The organism is Bacillus sp. GS3m_15504 (assembly GCF_055825275.1).
On sequence record NZ_JBVVNL010000001.1, the window covers coordinates 1 to 22,267 of the forward strand.

At 38.2% G+C, this 22,267-nt stretch carries 17 protein-coding genes, 15 tRNA genes and 2 pseudogenes; 27 read left to right on the forward strand and 7 right to left on the reverse strand.

The genetic code is table 11. From position 1 onward, the window contains the following. The first annotated feature begins 41 nt into the window (after window positions 1-41). The 18 genes from AC0L0O_RS00005 to AC0L0O_RS00090 all read left to right on the forward strand — a co-directional run bounded on the left by AC0L0O_RS00005 (window position 42) and on the right by AC0L0O_RS00090 (window position 4,705). Window positions 42-115: transfer RNA gene (locus tag AC0L0O_RS00005), tRNA-Pro, on the forward strand. 15 nt (window positions 116-130) lie between these two features. Then, window positions 131-203: transfer RNA gene (locus AC0L0O_RS00010), tRNA-Ala, on the forward strand. 20 nt (window positions 204-223) lie between these two features. After that, window positions 224-300: transfer RNA gene (locus AC0L0O_RS00015), tRNA-Met, on the forward strand. A gap of 4 nt (window positions 301-304) precedes the next feature. Next, window positions 305-381 (forward strand) — tRNA-Ile (locus AC0L0O_RS00020). A gap of 17 nt (window positions 382-398) precedes the next feature. Further along, window positions 399-491: transfer RNA gene (locus tag AC0L0O_RS00025), tRNA-Ser, on the forward strand. 27 nt (window positions 492-518) lie between these two features. After that, a tRNA-Met gene (locus AC0L0O_RS00030) sits at window positions 519-595 on the forward strand. 1 nt (window position 596) lies between these two features. Further along, window positions 597-672, forward strand: a tRNA-Asp gene (locus tag AC0L0O_RS00035). A gap of 12 nt (window positions 673-684) precedes the next feature. Next, window positions 685-760: transfer RNA gene (locus AC0L0O_RS00040), tRNA-Phe, on the forward strand. Window positions 761-774: 14 nt separating this feature from the next. Then, a tRNA-Thr gene (locus tag AC0L0O_RS00045) sits at window positions 775-850 on the forward strand. Window positions 851-860: 10 nt separating this feature from the next. Continuing rightward, window positions 861-936, forward strand: a tRNA-Lys gene (locus AC0L0O_RS00050). 13 nt (window positions 937-949) lie between these two features. Next, window positions 950-1,020 (forward strand) — tRNA-Gly (locus AC0L0O_RS00055). Window positions 1,021-1,030: 10 nt separating this feature from the next. Beyond that, window positions 1,031-1,107, forward strand: a tRNA-Ile gene (locus tag AC0L0O_RS00060). Between the two features lie 7 nt (window positions 1,108-1,114). Then, window positions 1,115-1,189 (forward strand) — tRNA-Asn (locus AC0L0O_RS00065). 7 nt (window positions 1,190-1,196) lie between these two features. Further along, window positions 1,197-1,287: transfer RNA gene (locus tag AC0L0O_RS00070), tRNA-Ser, on the forward strand. Between the two features lie 6 nt (window positions 1,288-1,293). Further along, a tRNA-Glu gene (locus tag AC0L0O_RS00075) sits at window positions 1,294-1,365 on the forward strand. A 267-nt stretch (window positions 1,366-1,632) separates the two neighbouring features. Continuing rightward, window positions 1,633-2,163, forward strand: coding sequence for a sigma-70 family RNA polymerase sigma factor (locus tag AC0L0O_RS00080; RefSeq protein ID WP_001982820.1), 531 nt, complete (start codon window positions 1,633-1,635; stop codon window positions 2,161-2,163). After that, window positions 2,156-3,184: a DUF4179 domain-containing protein gene (locus AC0L0O_RS00085; RefSeq protein ID WP_001030881.1), complete on the forward strand. Its 1,029-nt coding sequence runs from the start codon at window positions 2,156-2,158 to the stop codon at window positions 3,182-3,184. The genes AC0L0O_RS00080 and AC0L0O_RS00085 overlap by 8 nt, the downstream gene beginning before the upstream one ends. Before the next feature lie 576 nt (window positions 3,185-3,760). Beyond that, window positions 3,761-4,705, forward strand: a complete 945-nt coding sequence (locus tag AC0L0O_RS00090) for an L-lactate dehydrogenase (RefSeq protein ID WP_000715339.1) — start codon at window positions 3,761-3,763, stop codon at window positions 4,703-4,705. A gap of 171 nt (window positions 4,706-4,876) precedes the next feature. On the opposite strand, the pseudogene AC0L0O_RS00095 reads toward AC0L0O_RS00090, so the two are convergent. Beyond that, window positions 4,877-5,080, reverse strand: a pseudogene (locus AC0L0O_RS00095) (dockerin type I domain-containing protein); the annotation flags it as partial. Window positions 5,081-5,105: 25 nt separating this feature from the next. Next, a pseudogene (locus tag AC0L0O_RS00100) lies at window positions 5,106-5,230 on the reverse strand (TasA family protein); the annotation flags it as partial. 466 nt (window positions 5,231-5,696) lie between these two features. Between AC0L0O_RS00100 and glgB the strand changes: the two are divergent. The 5 genes from glgB to glgP all read left to right on the forward strand — a co-directional run bounded on the left by glgB (window position 5,697) and on the right by glgP (window position 13,735). Next, window positions 5,697-7,634: a 1,4-alpha-glucan branching protein GlgB gene (gene glgB / locus AC0L0O_RS00105; protein WP_473785595.1), complete on the forward strand. Its 1,938-nt coding sequence runs from the start codon at window positions 5,697-5,699 to the stop codon at window positions 7,632-7,634. After that, window positions 7,582-8,712, forward strand: a complete 1,131-nt coding sequence (gene glgC / locus AC0L0O_RS00110) for a glucose-1-phosphate adenylyltransferase (RefSeq protein ID WP_000057611.1) — start codon at window positions 7,582-7,584, stop codon at window positions 8,710-8,712. Before glgB ends, glgC begins: the two co-directional genes overlap by 53 nt. 18 nt (window positions 8,713-8,730) lie before the next feature. Continuing rightward, entirely contained in the window at window positions 8,731-9,765 is a 1,035-nt protein-coding gene (gene glgD / locus AC0L0O_RS00115) for a glucose-1-phosphate adenylyltransferase subunit GlgD (RefSeq protein ID WP_000504154.1), read from the forward strand. A gap of 112 nt (window positions 9,766-9,877) precedes the next feature. After that, window positions 9,878-11,308 carry a glycogen synthase GlgA gene (gene glgA, locus AC0L0O_RS00120; RefSeq protein ID WP_033704342.1) on the forward strand — a complete coding sequence of 477 codons (1,431 nt, stop codon included), beginning with the start codon at window positions 9,878-9,880 and terminating at the stop codon, window positions 11,306-11,308. A gap of 18 nt (window positions 11,309-11,326) precedes the next feature. Continuing rightward, on the forward strand, window positions 11,327-13,735 hold the full coding sequence (gene glgP / locus AC0L0O_RS00125) for a glycogen phosphorylase (protein WP_000494082.1): 2,409 nt from the start codon (window positions 11,327-11,329) through the stop codon (window positions 13,733-13,735). A gap of 134 nt (window positions 13,736-13,869) precedes the next feature. Here glgP and AC0L0O_RS00130 read toward each other — a convergent pair whose 3' ends face one another. The 3 genes from AC0L0O_RS00130 to AC0L0O_RS00140 form a co-directional block, all read right to left on the reverse strand. Next, window positions 13,870-14,004 (reverse strand): hypothetical protein, encoded by a 135-nt coding sequence (locus AC0L0O_RS00130; protein WP_000911067.1) that lies wholly within the window; start codon window positions 14,002-14,004, stop codon window positions 13,870-13,872. 76 nt (window positions 14,005-14,080) lie between these two features. Then, window positions 14,081-14,803 (reverse strand): lipase family protein, encoded by a 723-nt coding sequence (locus tag AC0L0O_RS00135; RefSeq protein WP_001260128.1) that lies wholly within the window; start codon window positions 14,801-14,803, stop codon window positions 14,081-14,083. A 164-nt stretch (window positions 14,804-14,967) separates the two neighbouring features. Continuing rightward, on the reverse strand, window positions 14,968-15,750 hold the full coding sequence (locus AC0L0O_RS00140; protein WP_001147838.1) for a TIGR00266 family protein: 783 nt from the start codon (window positions 15,748-15,750) through the stop codon (window positions 14,968-14,970). A gap of 326 nt (window positions 15,751-16,076) precedes the next feature. On the opposite strand from AC0L0O_RS00140, the gene cspD reads away from it, so the two are divergent. Further along, complete coding sequence (gene cspD / locus AC0L0O_RS00145) at window positions 16,077-16,277, forward strand: cold-shock protein CspD (protein ID WP_001193054.1); 201 nt, start codon at window positions 16,077-16,079, stop codon at window positions 16,275-16,277. Between the two features lie 44 nt (window positions 16,278-16,321). Here the strand turns inward: cspD and AC0L0O_RS00150 are convergent, their stop codons facing one another. Both AC0L0O_RS00150 and AC0L0O_RS00155 read right to left on the reverse strand, forming a co-directional pair. Continuing rightward, window positions 16,322-17,053 carry a yteA family sporulation protein gene (locus tag AC0L0O_RS00150; protein WP_000957385.1) on the reverse strand — a complete coding sequence of 244 codons (732 nt, stop codon included), beginning with the start codon at window positions 17,051-17,053 and terminating at the stop codon, window positions 16,322-16,324. A 109-nt stretch (window positions 17,054-17,162) separates the two neighbouring features. Then, window positions 17,163-18,116, reverse strand: a complete 954-nt coding sequence (locus AC0L0O_RS00155) for a 1,4-dihydroxy-2-naphthoate polyprenyltransferase (protein ID WP_000425747.1) — start codon at window positions 18,114-18,116, stop codon at window positions 17,163-17,165. A 194-nt stretch (window positions 18,117-18,310) separates the two neighbouring features. Here AC0L0O_RS00155 and AC0L0O_RS00160 point away from each other — a divergent pair, with 194 nt between their 5' ends. The 3 genes from AC0L0O_RS00160 to menH are packed head-to-tail and all read left to right on the forward strand — an operon-like array spanning window position 18,311 to window position 22,265. Further along, entirely contained in the window at window positions 18,311-19,705 is a 1,395-nt protein-coding gene (locus tag AC0L0O_RS00160; RefSeq protein WP_283729390.1) for an isochorismate synthase, read from the forward strand. Beyond that, window positions 19,702-21,456 carry a 2-succinyl-5-enolpyruvyl-6-hydroxy-3-cyclohexene-1-carboxylic-acid synthase gene (menD, locus tag AC0L0O_RS00165; protein WP_001059242.1) on the forward strand — a complete coding sequence of 585 codons (1,755 nt, stop codon included), beginning with the start codon at window positions 19,702-19,704 and terminating at the stop codon, window positions 21,454-21,456. The genes AC0L0O_RS00160 and menD overlap by 4 nt, the downstream gene beginning before the upstream one ends. Further along, window positions 21,453-22,265 carry a 2-succinyl-6-hydroxy-2,4-cyclohexadiene-1-carboxylate synthase gene (gene menH, locus AC0L0O_RS00170; RefSeq protein ID WP_001103368.1) on the forward strand — a complete coding sequence of 271 codons (813 nt, stop codon included), beginning with the start codon at window positions 21,453-21,455 and terminating at the stop codon, window positions 22,263-22,265. Before menD ends, menH begins: the two co-directional genes overlap by 4 nt. The last annotated feature ends 2 nt before the right edge of the window (window positions 22,266-22,267 follow it).

Below are 22,267 nucleotides of genomic sequence, written 5' to 3' on the forward strand. Positions count from 1 at the left end.
GAGGTTAGGGGTTCGACTCCTCTCGGGCGCGCTTTTATTAACGGGAAGTGGCTCAGCTTGGTAGAGCACCTGGTTTGGGACCAGGGGGTCGCAGGTTCAAATCCTGTCTTCCCGATATTCCCAAAAACATGGGGCCTTAGCTCAGCTGGGAGAGCGCCTGCCTTGCACGCAGGAGGTCAGCGGTTCGATCCCGCTAGGCTCCACTTATTTCAATATCATTTATGGCGGTGTAGCTCAGCTGGCTAGAGCGTACGGTTCATACCCGTGAGGTCGGGGGTTCGATCCCCTCCGCCGCTACCATAAAGGACCTTTAGCTCAGCTGGTTAGAGCAGACGGCTCATAACCGTCCGGTCGTAGGTTCGAGTCCTACAAGGTCCACCATTAGAAGTTTATATCTCGGAGGTATACCCAAGTTCGGCTGAAGGGATCGGTCTTGAAAACCGACAGGCGGCGAGAGTCGCGCGGGGGTTCGAATCCCTCTACCTCCTCCATTTTTTCTTAATTAAATATTTTATCGTCGCGGGGTGGAGCAGTCTGGTAGCTCGTCGGGCTCATAACCCGAAGGTCGCAGGTTCAAATCCTGTCCCCGCAACCAAGGTCCCGTGGTGTAGTGGTTAACATGCCTGCCTGTCACGCAGGAGATCGCCGGTTCGACCCCGGTCGGGACCGCCATTTTTACATAAAGGCTCGGTAGCTCAGTCGGTAGAGCAGAGGACTGAAAATCCTCGTGTCGGCGGTTCGATTCCGTCCCGAGCCACCATTTTGAAGTCGCAAGCCGGCTTAGCTCAATTGGTAGAGCAACTGACTTGTAATCAGTAGGTTGGGGGTTCAAGTCCTCTAGCCGGCACCACTTTCAAAATGAGCCATTAGCTCAGTTGGTAGAGCATCTGACTTTTAATCAGAGGGTCGAAGGTTCGAGTCCTTCATGGCTCACCATTTACAATTTAATGCGGGTGTAGTTTAGTGGTAAAACAAGAGCCTTCCAAGCTCTGGTCGAGAGTTCGATTCTCTTCACCCGCTTTTCAATTATGGGCCTATAGCTCAGCTGGTTAGAGCGCACGCCTGATAAGCGTGAGGTCGATGGTTCGAGTCCATTTAGGCCCACCATAATTGTTCCGCAGTAGCTCAGTGGTAGAGCTATCGGCTGTTAACCGATCGGTCGTAGGTTCGAGTCCTACCTGCGGAGCCATATTTATAGAGAAGTACCCAAGTGGCTCAAGGGGCTCCCCTGCTAAGGGAGTAGATCGCGAACGCGGTGCGAGGGTTCGAATCCCTTCTTCTCTGCCAGTAATTGGCCCGTTGGTCAAGTGGTTAAGACACCGCCCTTTCACGGCGGTAACACGGGTTCGAATCCCGTACGGGTCATACTAAAAGAGATAGCATAATCTGCTATCTCTTTTTTGTTGTGTAAAAGTGGACTTTGAATAGTCTGCTTTTTTTATGGATTTCTTGTATACTTTTTTCTATTTAGATCGTCTAACTAATATTTCTATCTGGATTTCTGGTGTCTTTTTTTAATGCTGAGTATTAATCATTGCAATAAATTGTAGAAGATTTATGTATATGCACTTATTTTTGCAACCTTTTTATTCTCTCATTCGACTATATTAGTAAAGGGAGGAAGACATAAAAATGGACATATCCTATCTAGTAAAACAAGCAACAAGAGGAAATGATCAAGCATTTGAACAACTCATTACTTTTGTTCGTCCGAAATTATATCGAACAGCCTATTCTTATGTAAGAAATGAACAAGATGCACTGGATATATACCAAGAAACAATTTATGAAGCGTATCTTTCATTGAAAAAATTAAAAAATCCCGAGAAATTTCAAAGTTGGATTACCAAAATTCTTGTTTTTAAATCCATTGATTTTGTAAGAAAATCCTCTAGACAATTTGTTGTGGATGATGAAATATTCACCAATTTATGTACAGAAGAGAGCATGAATAAATTAGAACAATCATTGGATTTAACCGAGGCATTTAATTTCTTAGATCCTACTTACAAAACTATTATTTTATTAAGGTATTATCACGATTTATCTATTAAGGAAATTGCTGAGGTTCTTAATTCTCCAGAAGGAACGGTAAAATCTCAATTACATCGAGCGAAGCAAGCTTTACGCCCCATTTTAAAGGAGGGATATAGTTATGAATAAAGAAGAATTTAATTACCATATCAATGATATTCCTATACCAGAAGACAGGTTAATTCAAAGAGAAAAAACAGCCATTCTTCAAGCTAAGAAGAATCAATACCGTAGAACAAAAACAATCAAGTATTCTAGTCTTGTTGCTTGTGGAATATGTGTTTCTCTCTTAGGTTTTGGATTCATTTCTCCTACTATGGCAAAGACATTATCGAGTGTTCCAGTTATAGGCCCGATTTATGCACAATTTAAGGATATTGCTTCTCATAAAATTGAAAAGGATGAGCTTGCTACATCAATTGAGAGACAAGATAACCATAGTGGTTTAACGATGAAGGTAAAAGAAGCTGTTTACGATGGTGGACGTTTAGTGATCACGGTGGAATACAAAGGAGCAAATACTATTTCAAATACCAATGAAGAGAAACCTGGATTTAGTTATGTAACCATCAATGGAAAAGAAGTCAAAGCTGCAATTGCTTCTACTTCACAGAAGTCAAAAGAAGGAAACACCATTATTGAGCAGCATGAATTCACTCTGGCTAATTATGGTGAATTTGGTGATAAAATTGATGTTTCCGTACATGGGAAAGATTTATTTGGAAAAACAGGAACATGGAATGTAGCATTTCCTCTTACAAAAGTTGAAGGTGAGATTCGTAAATTCATTCCTAATATAAAAACATTGACGAAAGATAATCTGTACGCATTAACAGTAGATCAAATAACCTTTTCTTCACTTTCAACGAGGATTGATTTGACCTTTGATTATCCGAAAGAAATGGAAGCTAATGATAGCTGGCCAGCACTTGATTATACTGTCACTGATGATAAAGGAAAAATCTACGAAGGAGTCAGCTTGCAAGTTGGTAGTACGGGACTATATGGACACCATATTGTTTTAGCTCTTCCGCCGATGGATAATCCTCCAAGATCCTTAACAATTGAGCCCGCGTATCTTAGTGGTCTAAATGATATATTAAAAAATGGAGGTGCTGAAGATTTGAAAACGACTGTATTGCTACAATAATTGAAGAGCTTGGCTAGGTTTCCATGTCTATTGAATGTTAATAAGTGATGGTATGTTAACTTGACGTGTATGGAAAAAATATCACTATCCAGCTAAGATAAGTTTGTATCCATATAATTAAAAAACGCTATTCTTTTGTAGAAATATACAGAAAGGATGGCGTTTTTTATGCTGTTATTATTGTCGAGTTTTGTCGGTAAGTCGATATATTGCAAAAATCGCTGATATAATTTGAGTTACAGTCGATAAATTTCAATAATCGTTGATATAATTTGAGTTACGGTAGATATATTCTAAAAATCGCCGATATAATTTCACTTACCGACAAAAACCATAGAAAAACCCTTTCACAATCTAAAGAAAACGCCTCCATTGAAATGGATTCCATACCTGATCCAATAACTTTACACTCTATGTGAAAAAGTTCACAAATAGGTCATAATTTGTGAAGTAATTCACAATAATACGTGCTACAATATGAGTGTAAAGAAGTTAAACAACATTAAATTAGTATTTTAATTAATTACTTAAACAATCATAAAAAATATATGTGAACAATAGAGAGGGGAAATTACCATGAAAAAAGGTATCAATCGTGTAGTATTAGTAGGAACAGGAGCTGTAGGTTGTAGTTACGCTTACTCAATGATCAACCAAGGTGTAGCTGAAGAATTCGTATTAGTAGATGTTAATGAAGCAAAAGCAGAAGGGGAAGCAATGGACTTAAGCCATGCGGTACCATTCTCTCCATCACCAACAAAAGTTTGGAGCGGTAGCTATGCAGATTGTAAAGATGCAGATTTAGTAGTTATCACTGCTGGATTACCACAAAAGCCAGGTGAGACTCGCTTAGACTTAGTTGAGAAAAATACAAAGATCTTTAAACAAATCGTTCGCGGTATTATGGATAGCGGATTTGATGGAATCTTCTTAATCGCAACTAACCCAGTTGATATTTTAACTTACGTAACTTGGAAAGAATCTGGTCTACCAAAAGAGCGCGTAATCGGTTCTGGTACTACTTTAGACTCTGCTCGTTTCCGTTATATGTTAGGTGACTACTTAGATGTAGATCCACGTAACGTTCATGCTTACATCGTTGGTGAACACGGTGACACTGAACTTCCAGTATGGAGCCACGCTACTATCGGTGTACAAAAACTAGAAACAATTTTAGCTAACAACGAACAGTACAAACAAGAAGACTTAGATAAAATTTTCGAAAACGTACGTGATGCAGCTTACCATATTATCGAGCGTAAAGGTGCAACTTACTACGGAATCGGTATGTCACTACTTCGTGTAACTAAAGCAATTTTAAACAACGAGAACAGCGTATTAACTGTATCTGCATACCTTGAAGGTCAATACGGTGAGAAAGATGCCTACGTAGGTGTTCCAGCTGTCATTAACCGTGAAGGTGTACGTGAAATCGTAGAGCTTGAGTTAAATGAAGAAGAAAAAGCGAAATTCGCTCATTCTGTAAAAGTATTAAAAGAAACAATGGCACCAGTACTATAATAATTGCTAAATAGTTCAGAGGCGGGAAACTGCTTCCTACCTCTGAATTTATATAATTTCATATAAATTCCTTTTCCGGTTTCCCTTGTATATCCCCAATATACCCCTTTTGCTGGATCAGGGTCGTTTATAGAAAAGAGCACTCTACTTTATATAGAGTGCTCTTTATTATTATTTTTTAGGCGTTAATCCCAATTTCTTTAAAATATCTGCCAGTGTACCGCTTTTTGATTTTTCAGCAGCTGTTTGTGATTTAGATGCATCTGGACCTTTTTTCAAGAAGTTCTTTTTAACGAAGCGAATATCTGTATCACCATTTACATTACCTGCAAGGTTTTCGTCAGGTCTTACATAATAATAGTGACCAAGTAGCTTTCAGTATCTAATTTTGTTGTTAGACAGCTTGAAATGAGTTACTCGATGTTTTGGAATCACTGAAATAAGCGAATAAACCACCGAATGTAAGTGATAAGCTGAGCCGTTGCCGTACCAATTTCCATCTCTAATTTTTTGTTTTACTGGCATAAGAACCTTAATTTAATTTTTTATCTAATTTTCGTTTTGGATATAGATAGAGTAAACACAGTATTTTAGTATGAGTTATATTTACTAAAATTTAACATTCTTTATTGAGAACTAAAATATCTACTTAAGAATTTCGCATTTCAATAAAATTGTGGTGAGAAATGTTGAGAAATATTTTTTATGAAAGATTATTTTGTTACGATTTTAAGTAGTAAATAACGTGAAAAAGAAAATAAAGTGAATAAAATAGAGGTTGAGAAATAAATAGTAAGGTGAAGGACTAATAGAAAATAAAGCGTTTTCAATGAATATTCGTCAAAATTCGATATTTTATATAGAAATGTGAAAAAAATTAAACATTTTTAAGAAAAAAACGTATATTTTTTATAAATTAACAAGGATATTTCAGTTTTTCGCAGAATTGGTAAAGTATAAAAAATTCTGTCATCTTAGTGAGGTGAGCATATTGAGTGTAATAAATTGTGAAGAAGTGAAACGAGATGAGTTTCATACCGAAAAGTACTATGAAAGTTATAACATCTTTGGCGCACATATTGTGACGGAAGATGAGATGCGAGGTGTACGATTTACAGTATGGGCTCCTCATGCGAAAGCAATGAGTGTTGTTGGAGATTTTAATGAATGGGATTATGAGCAACATAAGATGCTGCAAGTGACAGAAGAGGGAATTTGGTCCCTATTTATACCGCATATAGAAGAAAGAGAAATATATAAATATGCGATTGAAACGATGGCTGGTGATGTCATTTTTAAGGCAGATCCGTATGCTGTGTATGCAGAAGTAAGACCGAATACGGCATCTGTAGTTTTTGATATAAAGGGATATGAATGGAATGATAAAAACTGGAGCCGTAAGAAAAAGAAAAAATCGGTTTATAAAGAAGCGATGACAGTTTATGAATTACATTTCGGTTCTTGGAAAAAGAAAGAAGATGGAACACTGTATTCTTACAGAGAAATGGCAGAAGAACTCATTCCTTATGTGGTGGAACATCAATTTACACATATTGAAATTATGCCGCTTGTTGAGCATCCATATGATCGTTCTTGGGGATATCAAGGGACGGGATATTATGCAGCAACGAGTAGATTCGGCACGCCACATGGTTTGATGCATTTTGTCGATGAATGTCATAAATATGGAATCGGTGTCATTTTAGATTGGGTGCCGGGGCATTTTTGTAAAGATGCTCACGGTTTATATTTGTTTGATGGGACACCGACTTATGAATATAAAGATAAAGATGTGCAAGAAAATCCAGTATGGGGAACTGTTAACTTTGATTTAGGAAAGAGGGAAGTACGTAATTTCTTAATTTCAAATGCGTTATTTTGGATGCGATATTTCCATATTGATGGTTTCAGGGTGGATGCAGTTGCGAACATGCTGTACTGGAATAAAGAAGGACAAGAGCAAAGTAATGAGCACGCTGTTTCCTTTTTACGAGAGTTAAATGAAGCGGTGTTTGCAGAGGATGAAGATTTTCTTATGACAGCAGAGGATTCAACAGCTTGGCCACTTGTAACAGCTCCAACGTATGAAGGTGGGCTTGGATTCAATTACAAATGGAATATGGGCTGGATGAATGACGTGCTGAAATATATGGAATGTGCGCCAGAGTACAGAAAATATATTCATGATAAAATGACGTTCTCTTTACTATATGCTTACTCTGAAAATTTCATATTACCGCTTTCTCATGATGAAGTCGTTCATGGGAAAAAGTCGTTATTAAATAAAATGCCAGGAGACTACTGGGATAAGTTTGCTCAACTTCGTTTATTATATGGATATTTCTTTACTCACCCAGGAAAGAAATTACTTTTCATGGGAGGAGAATTCGGGCAGTTTGATGAGTGGAAAGACCTTGAAGATTTAGATTGGAATTTACATGATTTTGAAATGCATCGTTATATGCATGATTACTTTAAAGAGCTCATAGCATTGTATAAGCGCTCTAAACCACTTTGGCAGCTTGATCATTCGCGTGAAGGATTTCAGTGGATTGATGCTAATAATAATGAGCAAAGTATTTTCTCTTTTATCCGCCAAGGGGATAAACAAGAAGATGCGTTAGTTGTCGTATGTAATTTTACGAAAGCTACATATGAAAACTATAAAGTAGGTGTACCAGATTTCGAGTATTATAACGAGGTTTTAAACAGTGATGCTGAGCAATATGGCGGATCAGGGCAAGTAAATAAGAAACGTCTTAAGACGATTCAAGAACCGTATCATAATCAAACAGCACATGTAGAAATTACAATTCCACCATTTGGCGTATCCATATTACGACCAGTGAAGACGAGAAAGGGGAGCAAAAAACAAGATGGCTCAAAAACAAAAGTGCGTAGCAATGTTACTAGCAGGGGGAAAAGGTAGTCGATTAAGTGCATTAACAAAAAATTTAGCCAAGCCAGCTGTTCCATTTGGTGGTAAATATCGCATTATTGATTTTACGCTAAGTAACTGCGCGAATTCTGGTATTGAAACGGTTGGGATTTTAACGCAATATCAACCGCTAGAACTTCATAATTATATCGGAATTGGCAATGCGTGGGATTTAGACCGAGTAAGCGGTGGAGTCACAGTATTACCTCCTTATGCGGAGTCTTCAGGTGTGAAGTGGTACACAGGTACGGCAAGTGCCATTTATCAAAACTTAAACTATTTAAGTCAATATGAGCCAGAGTATGTTCTCATTTTATCAGGCGACCATATTTATAAAATGGATTACAGTAAAATGCTAGATTACCATATTGAGAAAGAAGCGGATGTTTCGATTTCTGTTATTGAAGTGCCTTGGGATGAGGCGAGTCGCTTTGGCATTATGAATACGAACGAAGAGATGGAGATTGTTGAATTTGAGGAGAAACCGCAATTTCCAAGAAGTAATCTTGCATCAATGGGAATCTACATTTTTAACTGGGCAATTTTGAAAGAGTATTTAGAAATGGATGCAAGAAACCCTGAATCTAGTAATGATTTCGGAAAAGATGTACTTCCGCTTTTATTAGATGAAGGGAAGAAGCTAATGGCGTATCCGTTTGAAGGATATTGGAAAGATGTTGGTACAGTGAAGAGCTTATGGGAAGCGAATATGGATTTACTCCGCGATGAAACATCGCTGAATTTAAACGACCGTGACTGGCGTATTTATTCTGTTAATCCAAACGAACCGCCTCAATATATTGCGGAAAAGGCAAAAGTAGAAGAATCACTTATTAACGAAGGATGCGTCATTGAAGGGGATGTGAAGCATTCTGTCTTATTCCAAGGGGTGACGGTGGAAGAAGGTAGTATGGTTATTGATTCTGTCGTTATGCCAGGGGCGAAGATTGGAAAAAATGTTGTAATTGAAAGAGCGATTGTTGGATCGGAAATGGTTATTGAAGATGGAACAATTATTCGTCCAGAAAAGAATGTTGACGATGTAGTACTTATTGCTGAAGGGAAATAGAAAAGGGGGATGAAATGAATGGGAGAAAAAATGTTAGGGATTATTAATGCAACGGGAAGTTTTCCTTCCTTAAAGAAAGTAACAGGGCATCGTTCACTAGCGGCGTTACCGTTTGGGGGCCGTTATCGACTCATTGATTTCATGCTTTCAAATATGGTGAATTCTAATATTCATAGTGTGGCAGTTTTTACAAGCCATAAAAACCGTTCACTAATGGACCACGTTGGTTCAGGCAAACAGTGGGATTTAGATAGAAAACGAGACGGACTGTTTTTATTCCCCCCAAATTGCCAATGTGACCAAGATGAATTTGGATCTTTTGCACATTTTAGAAGACATATTGATTATTTTCTAAGAAGCAGAGAAGAGTACGTCGTTATTACGAATAGCCATCTCGTAACAGCATTAAATTTTCAAGCAGTGTTAGAGCGACATATACATACGGCAGCTGATATTACGGAAGTTTGCCATGAAGGGGTTTCGCTTCAAACATACGTGTTAAAGAAACAATTATTGTTAGACTTATTTGAGGCATATAAAGATATGGAGCAATATAGCTTATTCGATGTAGTGAGAGAAAAGCGGGGGAAATCACTGCATATTGCTACGTATGAGCATACAGAATATGTAGCTATTATTGATTCGATTGAAAGCTACTATAAACATAGCTTAGAAATTTTGCAACCTGCTATTTGGAAGCAAGTATTTAAGAAAGAAGCACCAATCTTTACGAAAGTAAAAGATGAACCACCAACTCGTTATGTAAAGGGTGCAGCTGTGAAAAATACAATGATTGCAAACGGCAGTATTATCGAAGGTGAAGTAGAAAATAGTGTTGTCTCCCGTTCTGTTAAAATTGGGAAAGGTTCAATTGTTCGTAATAGCATTATTATGCAAAAGAGCCAAATTGGAGATAACTGTATAATAGACGGTGTTATTATTGATAAAGACGTGAAAATTGGTGACGGTGTTGTCTTAAAAGGAAACGCCGATGAGCCATACGTTGTAGAAAAAGGAAGCGTTCAAAACAGTACGATTAATAGTTATTCTTAAGAAATCAGTGGGGGTCTTTCCTCCACTGATTAAAGTTTTAATTTAAATGAAAACTCGAAGGGAGGAAGCTGCAAGGGAAGTAGTAGAAGCTTTTCGTGCAGTGGGACAACAAGTGAATATTTTATTTGCAGTATCAGAATGTGTACCGTTTGTGAAATCTGGAGGATTAGCTGATGTAGCAGGTGCGCTCCCAAAAGAGCTAAAAAAATTAGGTGTGGAAGTTCGCATTATACTCCCGAATTATAGTCTTATTCCGCAAAAATTAAGGGATGGATGTACGCTACATAAAGTAATTAACGTCCCGCTTGGCTGGAGAAATCAATATTGTGGAATTTTAAAAGGTGAGCAAGACGGGATTACGTATTACTTAATAGATAATGAATATTATTTTAAGAGAGATTCTCTGTATGGCCATTATGATGACGGAGAGCGTTTTTCTTATTTCTCGAAAGCAGTATTAGAGTGTATTCCGCATCTTGATTTCGAAGTGGATGTTCTTCATAGTCATGATTGGCATACAGCTATGGTGAATTTCTTACTGCGTGAAAAGTATCAAGATAACCCGTTATATGAGCATATTAAAACGGTATATACAATTCATAATTTGCAGTTCCAAGGTGTATTTCCTCCTGAAGTGATGTACGACTTGTTAGAACTTGGTGATGAATATTTTCATAGTGAGCAGTTAGAGTTTTATGGAAATGTGAACTTTATGAAGGGGGGCATTATCGCTTCTGATCAAATTACAGCGGTTAGCCCGACGTACAAAGAAGAAATTCAATATGAATTTTTCGGTGAGAAGTTAGATGGATTACTGCGAAAATATAATGATAAGCTTAGCGGCATTGTAAATGGAATTGATACGAGCGTGTACAATCCAGAAACGGATTCGTATATTACTGCGCAGTATGATGCAGATTCATTATATGAAAAGAATGAAAATAAACGCGCGTTGCAGCGTTATTTTGGTTTGCCAGAAAAAGAAGATACACCAATTATTTCAATGGTAACGAGATTAACGAAGCAAAAAGGTCTTGATTTAGTACGTACTGTATTCCGAGAAATAATGGAAGAAGATGTACAATGTATTATTTTAGGATCAGGTGATTCTGAATATGAACAATTCTTTGAGTGGATGGCATATGAGTATCCTGAGAAGGTAAAAGTGTATATCGGCTTTAATGAGGAGTTAGCTCACCAAGTGTATGCGGGAAGTGATTTATTCTTAATGCCATCACTGTTTGAGCCGTGTGGCCTTGGACAACTTATCGCATTAGCGTATGGTACGATTCCAATTGTAAGGGAAACAGGCGGATTAAATGATACGGTACAATCTTATGATGAAGAAACTGGAGAAGGAAATGGTTTCAGTTTCACGAACTTCAATGCACATGATATGTTGCACACGGTTCTTCGTGCAATTGAATTTTATCATGATAAACCGGTATGGGATAGGCTTGTAAAACAAGCGATGACTGAAGATTATAGCTGGGAGAAATCAGCTCTTGCTTATAAGAAATTGTATAAAGGTCTCATGGAATAACATGTAGGTGGTGAAGAAATGTTTACTCATGTTGAAAGTTTCAAATCAGCTTTTCTAGAAAAGTTAGAAACGATGTATGGTAAAAGTTTCAAAGACTCTACAACTCGTGATCAATACAACACGCTTGGGTACATGGTACGTGAGTATATGAATAGTCAATGGATTGCAACGAACGAAAGTTATCGATCTGGAGAGCGAAAGCAAATGTATTACTTATCCATTGAGTTTTTACTTGGGCGTTTGCTTGGAAGTAACATATTAAATTTAGGTATCAGGGATGTATGTGAGCAAGGACTTTCTGAGCTTGGAATTTCTTTGCAGCAGTTAGAAGAGGTGGAAGCAGATGCGGGTCTTGGAAATGGTGGCCTTGGAAGATTAGCAGCCTGTTTCCTTGATTCACTTGCATCTTTAGATTTACCAGGTCATGGATGTGGAATTCGTTACAAACACGGCTTATTTGATCAAAAAATTGTTGATGGTTATCAAGTTGAATTTCCAGAACAGTGGCTTCTTCATGAAAACGTATGGGAAGTAAGAAGGCATGATCAAGCTGTAGAGGTAAGTTATTTTGGCAATGTTGAACCGCTCTACATTGATGGACGTTTAGAATTCAGGCATACGAATGCAGAAGTAATTATGGCAGTACCATATGATGTTCCAGTAGTAGGTTATGAGACGAGTACTGTAAATACACTTAGACTTTGGAATGCGGAACCAGTTCCTTTCCCGCAAAATTGCAAAGATATTTTGAAATATAAGCGTGAAACAGAGGCGGTATCGGAGTTTTTATATCCAGATGATACGCATGATGAGGGGAAAATACTTCGTTTGAAACAACAGTATTTCCTCGTATCAGCAAGCTTGCAAAATATTGTTCGTTTGCATAGAGAAAGATATGGTGACCTTCGTCAATTACATGAAAAAATTGCGATTCATATTAATGATACACATCCAGTTTTGGCGATTCCAGAACTAATGCGTATTTTATTAGATGAAGAAAAACTAGCATGGGAAGAGGCTTGGCATATAACAACGCAAACGATTTCTTATACGAATCATACGACGTTATCAGAAGCACTTGAGAAGTGGCCAATTCACATTTTTAAACCGTTATTACCGAGAATTTATATGATTATTGAAGAGATTAATGAACGTTTCTGTCATGAGCTTTGGGAACGTTATCCGTATGAATGGCATCGTATTGAAGAGATGGCGATTATTGCGCATGATCTTGTGAAAATGGCTCATTTGGCAATTGTCGGTAGCCATAGCGTAAACGGTGTAGCAAAAATTCATACGGAAATTTTGAAGCAACGTGAAATGCGATTGTTTTATGAGTTTTATCCAGATAAGTTTAATAATAAAACGAATGGAATCGCTCATAGACGCTGGTTAATGAAGGCGAATCCGCAGCTGACAAACCTTATTTCAGAGGCGATTGGAACAGAGTGGAAGAAAGAACCGATTAAGCTTCAAGAGTTACAATTAGTTCAATACGATGCGAGTTTCCAAGAGAAATTTGCAGAGGTAAAACAAGAGCGTAAAGAGATTTTAGCGGAGCGTATTCATAATACAATGGGGATTACAATTGATCCTAATTCTATTTTTGATGTGCAAGTAAAAAGACTACATGCTTACAAACGACAATTGTTAAACGTTCTTCATATTTTATATTTGTATAACCGTTTGAAAGAGGATGCTAGTTTTACATTTTATCCGCGTACTTTTATCTTTGGAGCGAAAGCATCACCTGGCTATTACTATGCGAAAAAGATTATTAAATTAATTAATGAACTCGCAAGGAAAGTGAATAATGATCCGTATGTAAGCCAGTATATGAAAGTTATCTTTCTAGAAAACTATCGAGTGTCTTTAGCGGAAGATATATTCCCAGCGGCCGATGTCAGTGAACAAATTTCAACAGCGAGTAAAGAAGCATCCGGAACAGGGAATATGAAATTTATGATGAATGGTGCGATTACGCTCGGCACGTTAGACGGAGCGAATATTGAAATAAAAGATAGAGTCGGTGATGATAACTGTTTCATTTTCGGTTTAACGGCCGAAGAAGTTCTTCATTACTATCAAAATGGTGGATATCGTGCAAGTGATTATTATCACCACAATGGGCACATTAAAAAGGTAGTAGATCAGTTAACGAATGGTTTCTTTGCACAGTCGGGAGCTGAATTTGAAGCAATTTACGATTCTCTCGTTATTCAAAATGATGAGTATTTCGTTCTGCGAGATTTTGGTCCATATGCGGAAAGGCAAGAAGCTGTTGGTAGAGCTTATGAAAACCGAACGAAGTGGCTAGAAATGTCGATTTTAAACATTGCACAATCTGGTCATTTTGCGAGCGATCGAACGATTTTACAGTATAGTAATGAGATTTGGGGTATTGGTAATACAGTTACACAAATTTAAAGAGATTGCTAGGCCGGAAAAGGCTATATGAAATTTATATCGGCGATTTTTAAGATATATCGATTTACCGAAAAAAATTGAAATTAATAAATAAACCGAGCTTAATCTCATTAAGCTCGGTTTTCTTTTTTTGCTTAAGAAAGAAATGGGATAGCAGTATATATGATACCTGTTCCATCATATTCTCCTGTCGCAAAGTATGAAAATGTAAAGAAACCCGTAAACGAAAAAATTACAATGAGAAAAAGTGCAAAGATAAATTTTAGCATGTAAGGTCCCCTCATCCAAAAATAACTTCATATATTATTATAGTATAAGGATATTTAATTTCCAATTGTTTACTGGTTAAAAATGAGAAGTCAGACATGTTTTGTATGTTGTCATGGCATGATTATTTGCAATAGATTTTGTGTTTTTTGTAAAAGTCATGTTGTGATGAACGTGTGCATATTCCCAGTCTTGTTCATTAAAATGGACATTGCGCGGAGGGAGAAGAGGAACGACATCAAATAAATTAACAAAGCGAAAGCTACTAGCTACTTGTAGTTTATAATAATTACGAAATGCAATATCGCCCACTTTTGGGGAGGCAAATGTATAAAGACCGTACTGTGCGAAGGCGGTGTTGATACGCGCATCAAGTATATGTAGTGTGGCAAGCGCGCCGCCTAAGCTATGACCTGTTGCAAGAAGTTTTTTATGGGCTGGTAGTGATACGAGCATATCCATAATAGAATCCCGGCAAGACTCATAAATGGAAAGAAAGCCGTTATGGACATTTCCGCTATTTAAAGCATATGGGTATGGTTTTTGGTTAACGAGTGAATCGATAATCCAGTCTGTATCTGTTTGTGTCCCGCGAAAAGCTACAATAATCGTATCCTCAGATTCTAATATGAATCCGAACCATTCTGTCGTTTGAATGGTTTTTCCTTGAAAGCCTTGTACATATTGAAAACCATTTGGTATTTCAAAAATCCCATTTTGTTTATATTGTTCATATGTTAACTCACAACAAGAAGCTAACAGTATGGCAGTATCTTTATCAAAGGATAAAGGAGTACGCATTAAGGGAGCCTCCTTAAGAAAAGGTATAGTTCAATATATGCAGTGAGGGACTTGATTCATTCTTTTGGAGAGTTTTGAAAATGAGGCGTATACATTTAGTTACGTGAGGGAAAAGAGTAAAAGTATAGTTTACCAAAATAAAAAGCGCCCCATAAGGGCCCTTTTTACTCTTTCCCATCTAATAAACGACCAAGTCCACCTAAAACGCTACCTTCACCACTGCCTTGAGCAGCTGGGCTTGTCAGGCGTGCTGATAAGCGGCTAAGTGTTAAGGACTGGATCCAAACTGTTCCAGGGCCTTCTAACGTTGCGAAGAATAAACCTTCGCCGCCAAATAGAGCTGTTTTTACTTTTCCAACGAACTCGACATCGTAATTAACGTCTTTTGTCATGGCAACGAGACAACCTGTATCAATGCGAAGTTTTTCGCCAGGCTTTAATTCACGTTTGTATACAGTTCCGCCTGCGTGCATGAAAGCAAGTCCATCACCTTCAAGTTTTTGCATGATGAAACCTTCACCACCGAAGAAACCAGTTCCTATTTTTTTCGTAAACTCAATGCCGATAGAAACGCCTTTTGCGGCACAAAGAAACGCATCTTTTTGACAAACTACTTTCCCTTGATATTCTGTTAAATCTACAGGAATAATTTTACCTGGATAAGGAGCAGCAAAGGATACGTGACGTTTGCCGTGACCTGTATTTGTGAATACAGTCATAAACATGCTTTCACCTGTAACGAGACGTTTACCAGCGCCCATTAACTTTCCGAATAAACCTCCAGATGGTCCAGAACCATCCCCGAAGATTGTTTCCATTTCGATGTAATCTTCCATCATCATCATTGCGCCAGCTTCTGCGATAACGCTTTCTTCTGGGTCTAACTCAATTTCAACAAACTGCATATCATCGCCGTATAATTTATACTCGATTTCATGTGCTTGCATTCTTTTCACCTCATAAATATGTAGTAATTATATTGTACAGAAATTATTAGAATTAGAACACTATAGTTTTGTTAATTTTCCAATAAAATATGAATATGGAAATTCAACATTATATTAAAATTATAAAAAAATGATGGAATGAAAGTGTTCTCATTTGACGTTTTTGATATAGCGTGATATAGTGAAGTCACTATTGAGCTACATAATGTGGTACGGAAATAAAGCACGTTGAATTAAAGGCTGTAAGCTTGTTATACATTCATGTCCTTTATATCCACCTTTTCATGTGGATTCATAGTTTCATTTTTATTTAGGAGGTACATGACATGCAAACAGGTAAAGTTAAATGGTTTAACAGCGAAAAAGGTTTCGGTTTCATCGAAGTTGAAGGTGGAGACGATGTATTCGTTCACTTCTCAGCTATCCAAGGTGACGGATTCAAAACTTTAGAAGAAGGTCAAGAAGTTTCTTTCGAAATCGTTGAAGGTAACCGTGGACCACAAGCTGCTAACGTTACAAAAAACTAATTAGCTAGCGATAAAAAGCATTCCGATTTTCGGAATGCTTTTTTTTATTCTTTGGAACTCGACTCATTTGAAGATAATTCGCCCTTAAACGTACGCTCTTCAAAGTCATCAAGCATTTGTTCATATTCTTCATGCTCTTCCGTAGCGAAAACTTGCGGATTTTTCCCATACATATCTGTACCGATAAAGTTTTCAAAATCCTCTACGTAGCCTACATTCTCTTCGCTATTTACGTACATGCCATTGTAGTTTTTTGAATCTTGTCTTTCTAAATCAGACGGCGTTTCAGACGTTCCATAATTGGCAACATCTTGCCACGCATCTTCTGCATCGTACTCAACAGAATGATCTTCATCGTGCTTATGAAAAGAAGGGGATAATACTTCTTCCTCAACTGGTCGCGTTTCCATATTTAATTTGTTTGTCGTGTGCTGTATGCATGTTGTAGCAGTCGGCATTGCTTCTAATCTTTCAAATGGAATTTCTTCGCCAGACACTTCGCAAATGCCGTACGTACCCGCTTCTATTTTTTGCAGGGCATGTTTCGTATCTTCTAGCTGTTTATGCCAAAGCTCAATAAGTCCGAAGTCCTTTTGACGCTCATATAATTCAGTAGCCATATCAGCGGGGTGATTGTCATAGCTAGACAATTCTCCAACAGATTCGCGTTCAGATGCACGATCTTCATTTTCATGTGTTTGTATCGTTTGCTCTAGTTCTTGTTTTTGTTTTTCTAAAACGGATTTAAATTGATTTATTTGTTGTGGAGTTAACATAGTCGTCCACCTTCCTACAATTCAGTTTCTTTACATAGTATGAGCGTTGCGAGTAGGAATTATGAGCTGAAATTGGTATATGAAAAAGGAGCCGCATTAGCAGCTCCTTTTAAAGGAAATATCCAAGTAATAATCCGATTCCCATAAGGAGACCGAAGATTGTATTTGTTTTTGCTGTTGCTATCATTGCAGGTACCATTTCCATTGGAATGCTTTTGCCGATAAAGCCTTTCGTCGCTTTAAATGCTTTCGGTGCACTTAAAAATACGATAAGCATCCATGGTGATACGATGCCCACGATAATTAAAGCAATTGTCCAAATGTAGGAAACGATGAACATAGAAGCAAGTACACCAACGGCTCTTTCACGTCCAACGAGAATGGCTAACGTTTTACGACCATTTTCTTTATCGCCATCTAAGTCACGGATGTTATTAGCTAGTAAAATGGCACCAATTAAAATCGAGCTTGGAATAGATAGTAACACGACTTCTGATGTTACAGTTCCAGTTTGAATAAAGAATGAAATCCCAATAATAATGACACCCATAAATAATCCGGCTGTTAACTCTCCAAATGGTGTATATGCAATTGGAAGTGGACCGCCTGTATAAAGGTAAGCAACGGCCATACAAACAAGACCGATTGCAGCAAGCCACCAGCTAGAATTCATACAAATATAAACACCTAATAGTATTGCGATGCCGAAAAATCCAAATGCTAAGTTAAGCACTGTTTTTGGCTGAATGCCATCGCGAACGATAGCGCCGCCGATACCGACTGAACCTTCGTGATCAAGTCCTCTTTTATAATCAAAGTATTCATTAAACATGTTTGTTGCTGCCTGAATGAGAAGACAAGCAAGAAGCATTATAAGGAAAAGAGGGAGATGTATTTGATTTATACCTCCGACCTGCATTGCATAGGCTGTTCCGATGAAAACAGGAACGAAAGCTGCTGTTAATGTATGGGGACGTAGTAAACTCCACCAAATGCGCCAGCCTGTTTGCTTACTTGGCTTTGGCGCCGTAGGAGAGGAATTCGTTTCGACGTTCATTTCCATGTTGAATCCTCCTTTGGTCACATATTGTACACAACTAAGTGTAGAAAAAGCATCATTTAGTGTCAACGTTTATTTTCTAGGAAGAGAAGGTGAATTTCTCAGAAATGCTAAACGTTGACAGGCCTTTCGTTTGAGGTGTATCTTAAAATCAAGCGTAATTATGACTATTTTTCGCCCATAGGGGGGAGACAATTGTGATTCAAACGAAACAAATAGGCTTGCAAGAAGTTCTAAGTGCGGCCATTAAGCGTGCAACTGATGAAAAAATATTGGTGAGCTTCGTAAAACAAATAGACTGGATGGATCCGCTTCTGTTTTATGCAGCAGGAAAAAGGATCTCATTCGAAAATAGATGTTATTTTGCAGACCCAGCGCAGCATGTAATATTTGCTGGAATTGGCTCTGTTTTCACTATAGCAACTGCTTCTCACAAACGCTTTCAAACTGCTCGTGACGAGTGGGATAAAGTAAAAGAGAAAGCATTTGTACAAAGGGAAAAATACGAGTTTGGAACAGGTCCTCTTTTATTTGGTGGATTTTCATTTGACCAAGAAAAAGAGAAAACAGATTTATGGAAAGAATTTGATGATACGACATTTTCACTACCAGCATTTTTATTAACTGTAAAAAATGAAAAAGCATGGTTAACAATGAATACATTCGTTTCAGCAACAGATTGTGCAGAAACTCTTTATAACGAAATTGTTTCTTTAGAAGAGAAAATTTTTGAGGAGAGTAAATGTGCACTAGAAGGATCAAAATTAACAGTTACTTCTAAAGTAGAAGTGGATCCGAAAGGCTGGATGAAGGCCATTGAGAAAGTGCAAGATGAGATGAAGCAGGGGAACGTGCAGAAGGTTGTATTAGCGAGGGAGCTAAAAGTAGAGATGGATCATCATATTGATTCTGCTCTTGTTTTAGAAGCACTCCGCATTGGGCAACCGGATTGTTACGTATTTTCTTTTGATTATAAAGGGGCATGCTTCTTAGGAGCGACGCCAGAGAGGTTAATTCGCAAAGAAGATGAGAAGTTTACTTCGATGTGTCTTGCGGGTTCAACTAGTCATGGTCAATCTATAGAAGAAAGTAAGCGAAATAGTAATGCGCTTCTTCATGATGAAAAGAATTTAGCTGAACACGGTTATGTTGTGAACATGATCAGGTCGGTATTAAATGAGCACTGCGAATTCGTTAATATTCCGGAAAGTCCAGGTCTATTAACAACGAAAAACTTAATTCATTTATATACGCCTGTAGAGGCAAAAGGTGACGCGAGTCTTTTAACGATGGTAGAAGAATTACATCCAACACCAGCTCTTGGCGGGACACCTCGTTTAGAAGCGATGAAACTAATTCGTGATGTTGAATTGTTAGACAGAGGATTATATGGTGCACCGATTGGCTGGATAGATGATGAAGGAAATGGTGAATTTGCGGTTGCACTTCGCTGTGGATTATTAAATGGAGAGAAAGCATCTTTATTTGCCGGTTGCGGAATTGTAATTGATTCAGTACCACAACTTGAATATGAAGAAACAAGTTTAAAGTTTAGACCGATGCTTGGTGCTTTGGAGGAATTAATGAAATGAACAATCATATAGAAGCATTATCATATTATTTAGGCGCGTTCGTGGATGAACTGACGCGTCTAAATGTATGTGATGTTGTCATTAGTCCAGGCTCACGGTCAACGCCGATTGCTCTACTAATGGAACAACATGAAGGAATGAACACATATTTACATGTAGATGAAAGATCTGCAGGATTTTTTGCGCTCGGTATCGCAAAAGCGAAAAAACGTCCGGTTGCATTATTATGTACGTCAGGAACGGCAGCAGCGAACTATTACCCAGCTGTATGTGAAGCTTTTCATTCACGAGTGCCACTTATCGTCTTAACGGCAGATAGACCGCATGAATTAAGAGATGTCGGTGCACCACAAGCGATGAATCAAATTAATTTATACGGTACGTTTGTGAAGCAATTTACAGAGATGGCACTTCCAGAAGCGAGTGAAGCGATGTATCATTACGCTCGCTTGACAACGCAGCGCATGATAGCAAGTGCTTGTTTAGCGCCGCAAGGACCTGTTCATCTTAATTTTCCAGTTCGTGAACCGCTTATCCCGGACTTCTCATTAGAAAGTTTATGGGATAAAGGACGCGGAGAATATACAGGAGTAGTTCAGCAAGGGAACGCGGTGATGCCGAGTGAATATGTAGATTCTCTTGTAGGGCGCCTTTCACATATGGAAAAGGGGCTTATTATTTGTGGAGATGATAGTCATTCAGAAATCGCAGCGTTTGCAACGCAACTAGCTGAAAAAACGGGATATCCAATATTAGCGGATCCACTTTCTAACATTCGTAGCGGACACCACGATAAAACGATGGTAATCGACTGTTACGATACATTTTTACGAAATGAGCTGTTAAAGGAAACGTGGAAGCCGGACGTTTTAATTCGCTTCGGTGGTATGCCTGTTTCAAAAGCATTAACGCAGTTCATTAAAAAACAAACGAAAGCTGTTCATATCGTAGTTGACGAATCAGGACAATGGAGAGATCCAGCTCTCGTTGCAACAGAAGTTGTTCAAGCAAGTGATATTGCATTTTGCAGTGCACTAATAGAAAAAATGCCAGTTATGAAAAAGAATGATTGGTTCCGAATGTGGCAACATATAAACGAAAAAACGAAGGAAACGCTTCGTGAAATGGAAACATATGATACGGCGTTTGAAGGAAGGGTCATTACGGATATTGTCCGCGTATTACCAGAAGGGGCAACTTTATTTGCGAGTAATAGTATGCCAATTCGTGATACAGATTCATTCTTTTTCACATCGGATAAAAATATTCAAGTGATGGCTAACCGTGGTGTAAATGGGATTGATGGAATCATTTCGACAGCTTTAGGAGCGAGCATGATTTGCGATCCGCTCGTATTAGTAATCGGTGATTTATCATTTTATCACGATTTAAATGGATTATTAGCCGCAAAATTACATGAATTAAATATAACAATTGTCGTTGTAAATAATGACGGTGGTGGTATTTTCTCATTCTTACCGCAATATGAGAAAAAGGAACATTTCGAATCGTTATTTGGAACACCGATTGGGCTTGATTATGAGCATGTTGTTACAATGTATGGCGGTTCATTTAGCCGTGTAAATGGTTGGGAGCAATTCCGTGAAGAAGTACAAAAGGGAGTAACGACAGAAGGTTTACACGTTGTGGAAATTTGTACGAACCGTGATGAAAACTTAACATTGCACCGTACGTTATGGGCAAAAACACAGGACGTAATTACTACATCGTTGCAAGGTGAATCAAAATGAACGTAACGCTGCAAGGTGTATCGTATGAATATGAAGTAGTCGGAAGCGGAGAGCCACTTCTACTTCTTCATGGTTTTACGGGAAGCATGGAAACGTGGCGTTCATTCGTTCCTTCTTGGAGCGAGCAATTTCAAGTTATTTTAGTAGACATTGTTGGGCACGGAAAAACAGAAAGCCCTGAAGATGTGACGCATTATGATATTCGAAATGCGGCATTGCAAATGAAAGAGCTGCTAGATTACCTTCATATTGAAAAAGCGCACATACTTGGCTATTCAATGGGCGGTAGACTAGCGATTACGATGGCATGTCTATATCCGGAATATGTACGTTCTCTTTTATTAGAAAATTGTACAGCTGGGCTTGAAAGGGAAGATGAGCGAAAAGAACGCTGTGAAAAAGATGAGCGACTTGCCGATAAAATCGAGCGAGAAGGCATCGAAAGTTTTGTAACAATGTGGGAAAATATTCCGCTGTTTGAAACGCAAAAAAGTTTAGCGCAAAACGTACAAGAAGCAGTGCGAAAAGAACGACTTGCTAACAATTCAAACGGACTTGCAAATAGCTTGCGCGGCATGGGAACAGGGGCTCAGCCTTCATGGTGGAATGAGCTGCAAAACTTAAAGATGCCTGTTCTTTTAATGAACGGAGAGTATGATGAAAAGTTCTTTCGCATATTAAAAAATATCGAAAAATGCGTCTCTGACGCGAAATTTGTCAAAATTGATGGTGCTGGCCATGCAATTCATGTGGAACAACCGGAAAAGTTTGATACAATAGTAAAGGGATTTCTAAAAACTATGCAGTGATG

Excerpts from the sequence above, each read along its gene's own strand:
- AC0L0O_RS00080 (WP_001982820.1), top strand. The coding sequence starts at position 1,633 with ATGGACATATCCTATCTAGTAAAACAAGCAACAAGAGGAAATGATCAA.
- AC0L0O_RS00085 (WP_001030881.1), top strand. The coding sequence starts at position 2,156 with ATGAATAAAGAAGAATTTAATTACCATATCAATGATATTCCTATACCA.
- AC0L0O_RS00090 (WP_000715339.1), top strand. The coding sequence starts at position 3,761 with ATGAAAAAAGGTATCAATCGTGTAGTATTAGTAGGAACAGGAGCTGTA.
- glgC (WP_000057611.1), top strand. The coding sequence starts at position 7,582 with ATGGCTCAAAAACAAAAGTGCGTAGCAATGTTACTAGCAGGGGGAAAA.
- glgD (WP_000504154.1), top strand. The coding sequence starts at position 8,731 with ATGGGAGAAAAAATGTTAGGGATTATTAATGCAACGGGAAGTTTTCCT.
- glgP (WP_000494082.1), top strand. The coding sequence starts at position 11,327 with ATGTTTACTCATGTTGAAAGTTTCAAATCAGCTTTTCTAGAAAAGTTA.
- AC0L0O_RS00130 (WP_000911067.1), bottom strand. The coding sequence starts at position 14,004 with ATGCTAAAATTTATCTTTGCACTTTTTCTCATTGTAATTTTTTCGTTT.
- AC0L0O_RS00135 (WP_001260128.1), bottom strand. The coding sequence starts at position 14,803 with ATGCGTACTCCTTTATCCTTTGATAAAGATACTGCCATACTGTTAGCT.
- AC0L0O_RS00140 (WP_001147838.1), bottom strand. The coding sequence starts at position 15,750 with ATGCAAGCACATGAAATCGAGTATAAATTATACGGCGATGATATGCAG.
- cspD (WP_001193054.1), top strand. The coding sequence starts at position 16,077 with ATGCAAACAGGTAAAGTTAAATGGTTTAACAGCGAAAAAGGTTTCGGT.
- AC0L0O_RS00150 (WP_000957385.1), bottom strand. The coding sequence starts at position 17,053 with ATGTTAACTCCACAACAAATAAATCAATTTAAATCCGTTTTAGAAAAA.
- AC0L0O_RS00155 (WP_000425747.1), bottom strand. The coding sequence starts at position 18,116 with ATGGAAATGAACGTCGAAACGAATTCCTCTCCTACGGCGCCAAAGCCA.
- menD (WP_001059242.1), top strand. The coding sequence starts at position 19,702 with ATGAACAATCATATAGAAGCATTATCATATTATTTAGGCGCGTTCGTG.
- menH (WP_001103368.1), top strand. The coding sequence starts at position 21,453 with ATGAACGTAACGCTGCAAGGTGTATCGTATGAATATGAAGTAGTCGGA.